Below are 5,372 nucleotides of genomic sequence, written 5' to 3' on the forward strand. Positions count from 1 at the left end.
TGTTCAGTTTTCAAAGAACGATTTACCACTTCTCTCACAAGCGACTTTTATAATATATCACATACACTAATCAAAGTCAACACTTTTTATTTTTAAGAAAGAAGTTTAGTGTCGCATCAGCGACCTTTAATATAATATCAACTATCTAATTAAAAGTCAACAAGATTATTTAATAAATACATAACAAAAAGAATCTAAGATAGTTTCTTAGATTCTCATATTACCCAATAATCAATGGCGGCTAGTGCAGCAACACCAGGAATCCCCAACACTCCCGCTATTGCTGAAGTAACGAAATTGATTGGTACATGTATACCTACTTGATTACCTAATGTGTTTAGAAAGAAAAGAAAAACCGCTCCAATCACAAGTTTAATAACCACTTGTCCAGCATATCGGATTGGTTTTAATGGTGCCCCAACAATGAGCAACAGTAGGATTAAGCCTGCAATGATTGCAACAAATACGACAGGTTCCAAGCTTTCGCCTCCTTTTGAGCTTGTACCCTATTCATATGTCACCATTCATTTATTAAGAACTGTGTAAGCATTGAATATAAAATAAAAAAAGACTATCAGATCTCTCCTAATAGTCCTCTACAAACATCATCTCTTTACCTTCGCTTGTCTTTGCTTCGCTTCTCTAAACATATAAAAATACTTTAATTCAGCAATTTTTAATGTTGCTTTCGCCTCTTCAGATGGGTCGACACTTCTCTCTAGTAAGGTTCTCTGATTCATCCAGTTTTGCTTAAAGTACTCCAACTGTTGAATTAATGCTGCATCATATTCATGTCTCAGTCTTTTTTTTCGCCGAAAGAACATCTTTCTTCCCCCACATGCTTTAAATTTCTCTCCGTCCTTCAATTGCCTTCGATAACGTTACTTCATCTGCATATTCTAAATCACCGCCGACTGGTAAGCCATGGGCAATTCTGGTCACTTTAATGCCTGATGGCTTCAGCAATCTAGAAATATACATCGCTGTGGCTTCTCCCTCGATGTTTGGATTTGTTGCTAAAATCACTTCTTGCACCGTCTCATCCTGCAGGCGCTTCAATAAATCAGGGATATTAATATCCTCCGGTCCAATTCCATCCATCGGCGAAATACTGCCATGTAACACATGATACAGCCCGTTAAACTCACGCATTTTCTCCATCGCAATGACGTCTTTCGGGTCCTGCACCACACAAATCACGTCTCGATCTCGACGCTGGTCTTCACAAATCATACACGGATCCTGATCGGTAATATGACCGCACACTGAACAATAGGAAAGATTTCTCTTCGCGTTAATCAGCGCTTTCGCAAAGTCTAACACCGTATCTTCCTTCATCCCTAACACAAAAAAAGCGAGTCTCGCCGCTGTTTTCGGTCCGATACCCGGTAACTTCATAAAGCTGTCAATGAGCTTTGAAATCGGTTCTGGATAATGCATCGTATCCTTCCTTCCATGACAGAAAAGAAACCTCCGTTACGGAAGTTTCTTTTCTTGCTATTTAAAACGGCAGATTCATGCCTTTTGTAAATTGACCCATCGTTTGGTTCGTTAATTCTTCTGCTTTCTTTAAGGCATCATTTGTTGCCGCTAATACTAAGTCTTGTAACATTTCGATATCATCCGGATCGACTACTTCAGGTTTAATCGTGACATCGACGATTTCTTTATGACCTGTCACAATCACGGTAACCATCCCGCCGCCAGCTGTTCCTTCGATTTTTTCTTCACCTAGTTTTTCTTGTGCCTCTGCCATTTTCTTTTGCATTTTTTGCATTTGTTTCATCATATTTTGCATGTTCCCCATGCCACCACGCATACCCATTGTTCGTACCTCCTAATTATTCTTTAATTTCTAGCAAATCATCCCCGACTAATTTACGGGCTTCTGCTATAAAAGGATCTTCTTCTTTTGATTCCGTTTCGGTTGGACCATCGAGTTGCTGCGTAGAAAGAAACTCTTCTCGCAATTGCTGCCATTGACTCTCCGGCACACCTGCCATTTCCATACGACGACCGGTAAGTTGTTCCATAATGGATGCGAGCATTCCGATTAAACGGCTATTCTCCATGGCCATTTGGCAATGGATATCATATTTAAATTTTACCACAAATGCACCTTCTGAGGCAGCAACAGGTTCTGCTTCTGTCAATAAAGCCGCTAATGACTTTAAGTTTTGTTGACCCAGTTGTTCAAAAACTTCGCCCCATTTACTTTTCACTGCTTGTAAATCAGGTTTTGTCGCATGTTTTAAAATTTGATGGATTTTCCCTGCTGGTGCCTTATATGCTTTTTTTGTAGTCCTTTGTGCTTTGGGTTTGGTTGCTACTCGTTCAACATTAGAAATCGCTAATCCATTTTGTTTAAGATCTTCAATTTGCTTCTCAAGGCCCTCTATTTTAGCAAGAAGTTGTTGTACTTGTCCGTTATCAACTTGAGATGATGACTGTTCATTGCACAACTTCACAAGCGCGACTTCTAGTAAGATACGTGGATGATTCGTCCACTTCATATCCTGCTGTGTTGTATTAAAGCTTTCAATCATTTGATAAATCATGTCTGTAGAAATCATACCCGCAAGTTCTTTAAACTGCGGATCAATCAACACTCGTTCAAACGTATCAGCTAAACTTGGAGCTGATTGATATAATAACATATCTCGGAAGTAAAAAATAATATCTTCTATAAAACGAGCCGGGTCTTTTCCCATTGCTAATAGTTCATCTAAAACTTGAAGAGAAACAGCCACATCTCTCTCATAAACAGCTCGCGCTAATCGACTTAAAAAAGCTTGTGATACCGATCCCGTCACTGTAAGAGCATCTTCTACTGTTACTTCATCTGTACTAAACGAAATAGCCTGGTCAAGCAAGCTTAGCGCATCACGCATTCCACCTTCAGCCGCTCTCGCAATAATATGTAAAGCTTGCTCATTACATGCCACACCTGTTTCACCCACAATTTGCGACATCCGACCAACGATATCTTGGGGTTGAATACGTTTAAAATCAAAACGTTGACAACGAGAAATTATCGTTAGGGGAATTTTATGCGGCTCAGTTGTAGCTAAAATAAAGATGACATGCCTAGGCGGCTCTTCTAATGTTTTTAATAAAGCATTGAAAGCTCCTTGTGATAGCATATGTACTTCATCGATGATATACACTTTGTATGTAACCGCGTTGGGGGTATACTTCACTTTATCGCGAATATCTCGAATTTCTTCTACCCCATTATTAGAAGCCGCATCAATTTCAATCACATCCGATATGGAGCCGTCGGTAATACCTCGGCAGGTCGCACATTCATTACAAGGTTCACTTGTTGGCGCATGCTCACAGTTTACAGCCTTCGCGAGGATTTTGGCCGCACTCGTTTTCCCTGTACCACGCGGTCCCGAAAATAAATAGGCGTGGGAAACTTTTTGCCCGATGAGAGCGTTTTGCAACGTTTTCGTTACATGTTCCTGACCGACTACATCAATAAATTGTTGTGGTCGCCACACCCGATATAATGCTTGATATCCCACGGTAATCCCTCCTTTATTTTCTCCATCTCTCTTAATTATAGCGTACTTATTTCCATCGTTACAATGTAAGATAAGCAGCCGGCAGATACGTTCCTTGTCTCCCGAAGCGGTTAGTTAAATCATAGAGCCGATGACGCCAACAAAACGTATCAAAAATTTTGTACTTCCTTATCTTGATACAAAAAAACTCACCCTTAATGGATGAGTTGATTTATTATGTAATAACTGCCGTGCACCTTCTGTCGATTAACAACCATAAGCGTTACTTAAGCAGTTAGCTCGGCCCAGGCAACCCTGCGGCACATGGGAACTTCCACTTAATGCTGCTTCCTTCCGGACCTGACATGGTTCATGGAGACCCATTGCGCAGGACCCGGACGTCAACACCACTTACTTAAGGCAGACCCTACAGTATGCTAACCTCGAGAAGGGATTCCGTCTCGCTAGAGCGGATTGCGAGTTCAGGGCACCGCTACCTCCCCACCTAGCACGGCAAATATGATACCAATAATTAGTGTACCTCATCTAGGTACATGATTTATTATACCGATTATATTTTAAAAAAGCAATATTTATTAGCTGTTAATATCTTCTATACAATGTGAGTTTTTTGCTTTCTTAGCCGCCTTTTTTCGCTCACGAAGTTCTTTAAAAAAAGCTGTCAGTATACGGCCGCATTCTTCTTGCAGTACACCGCTCGTTACTTCGCTTTGATGATTAAAACGTTCATCTTGAAGTAAATTCATAAACGTCCCCGCACATCCTGCCTTTGGATCATGCGCACCAAAGACCACCCGCTTAATACGGGAATTAATAATTGCCCCCGAACACATTGGACACGGTTCAAGCGTTACATATAAAGTAGCTTCTTCTAGCCTCCATGTTCCAAGAACTTCACAAGCCTCACGTATTGCTAATAATTCTGCATGAGCCACTGCATTTTGATCCGTCTCACGTAAATTATAGGCTCTAGCGATTATTTCATCCTTCCAAACAACAATCGCACCAATTGGCACTTCTTGAAGAGCACGTGCTTTTTTTGCTTCTTCTAAAGCTATATTCATATAATACGCATCATCTTTCACCATCTATCCCCCCTTTTATAGGAGTAAAGAGACACTATCAAGCTAACTATAAAGAGTAAACACACATATAGGACATCGTATCGCACTATCTATAATAGATGCAAACTTAAAAAAGGAGAATAGTTATGAAATGCGCCCTGATTATTATTGATATGATTAATGATTTTAAATTTGCTCATGGCGATTTACTGCTTAAGCATACTGAATCTATTGTTAAACCGATTTTACATATTAAAGAAACCATAAAAAACAAGGGGCTCCCATCATCTACATCAATGATCACTACAATTTATGACAAGCTGACTTCGAAAAAATTATCGCCACTTGTCAACATGAACAAAATACAGACATCATTGAACAAATTAAGCCAACAAACGATGATTACTTTTTAATTAAACCAAAACATTCTGCTTTTTTCGGTACAGCTCTTCAAACTTTACTACACCAATTAAAAATTGATACTTTAATTTTAATTGGAATTGCAGGAAATATATGCATCATTTTCACTGCCAACGACGCTTATATGCATGAATATAAAATCTGGGCACCAGAGGACGCAATTGCCTCTGCCGATATACAAGACAATCAATATGCTTCAACGATGATGAATCAAGTATTAAAAGCAGGTACAGCTAAAAGCTCTCTTATTTTATCTTTTTTCCAATAAAAGAATCCGTTACGTAATGTAACGGATTTTCATACGATTCCATATTTATGCATGCAAGTGTGATTAAAAAATAAATGGAGGAGGTAGAGG

At 39.5% G+C, this 5,372-nt stretch carries 6 protein-coding genes, 1 other RNA gene and 1 pseudogene; 1 reads left to right on the plus strand and 7 read right to left on the minus strand.

Annotated features, from left to right (window positions below; all coding sequences use genetic code 11):
* Window positions 1-215 precede the first annotated feature (215 nt).
* The 7 genes from V7068_RS14900 to tadA form a co-directional block, all read right to left on the minus strand.
* Window positions 216-479: a pro-sigmaK processing inhibitor BofA family protein gene (locus V7068_RS14900; protein WP_499713438.1), complete on the minus strand. Its 264-nt coding sequence runs from the start codon at window positions 477-479 to the stop codon at window positions 216-218.
* A 126-nt stretch (window positions 480-605) separates the two neighbouring features.
* A complete protein-coding gene (locus V7068_RS14905) occupies window positions 606-824 on the minus strand; it encodes a YaaL family protein (protein ID WP_252292454.1) in 219 nt (72 codons plus the stop codon).
* 19 nt (window positions 825-843) lie between these two features.
* Window positions 844-1,440 carry a recombination mediator RecR gene (gene recR, locus V7068_RS14910; RefSeq protein WP_119119049.1) on the minus strand — a complete coding sequence of 199 codons (597 nt, stop codon included), beginning with the start codon at window positions 1,438-1,440 and terminating at the stop codon, window positions 844-846.
* A gap of 61 nt (window positions 1,441-1,501) precedes the next feature.
* Window positions 1,502-1,819, minus strand: coding sequence for a YbaB/EbfC family nucleoid-associated protein (locus tag V7068_RS14915; RefSeq protein ID WP_127762393.1), 318 nt, complete (start codon window positions 1,817-1,819; stop codon window positions 1,502-1,504).
* A gap of 22 nt (window positions 1,820-1,841) precedes the next feature.
* Window positions 1,842-3,530, minus strand: coding sequence for a DNA polymerase III subunit gamma/tau (gene dnaX, locus V7068_RS14920; protein WP_499713439.1), 1,689 nt, complete (start codon window positions 3,528-3,530; stop codon window positions 1,842-1,844).
* Window positions 3,531-3,758: 228 nt separating this feature from the next.
* An RNA gene (ffs, locus tag V7068_RS14925) (signal recognition particle sRNA large type) lies at window positions 3,759-4,023 on the minus strand.
* Window positions 4,024-4,105: 82 nt separating this feature from the next.
* Window positions 4,106-4,618 carry a tRNA adenosine(34) deaminase TadA gene (gene tadA / locus V7068_RS14930; protein ID WP_499713440.1) on the minus strand — a complete coding sequence of 171 codons (513 nt, stop codon included), beginning with the start codon at window positions 4,616-4,618 and terminating at the stop codon, window positions 4,106-4,108.
* 122 nt (window positions 4,619-4,740) lie between these two features.
* On the opposite strand from tadA, the pseudogene V7068_RS14935 reads away from it, so the two are divergent.
* Window positions 4,741-5,282, plus strand: a pseudogene (locus V7068_RS14935) (cysteine hydrolase family protein).
* The last annotated feature ends 90 nt before the right edge of the window (window positions 5,283-5,372 follow it).

This window comes from Bacillus sp. JJ634 (assembly GCF_036962285.1).
GTDB classification, from domain to species: Bacteria; Bacillota; Bacilli; order Bacillales; family DSM-1321; genus Peribacillus; species Peribacillus asahii_A.

Coding starts and splice junctions, on each gene's coding strand:
- tadA (WP_499713440.1), bottom strand. CDS start 4,618: ATGGTGAAAGATGATGCGTATTATATGAATATAGCTTTAGAAGAAGCA.
- recR (WP_119119049.1), bottom strand. CDS start 1,440: ATGCATTATCCAGAACCGATTTCAAAGCTCATTGACAGCTTTATGAAG.
- V7068_RS14915 (WP_127762393.1), bottom strand. CDS start 1,819: ATGCGTGGTGGCATGGGGAACATGCAAAATATGATGAAACAAATGCAA.
- V7068_RS14905 (WP_252292454.1), bottom strand. CDS start 824: ATGTTCTTTCGGCGAAAAAAAAGACTGAGACATGAATATGATGCAGCA.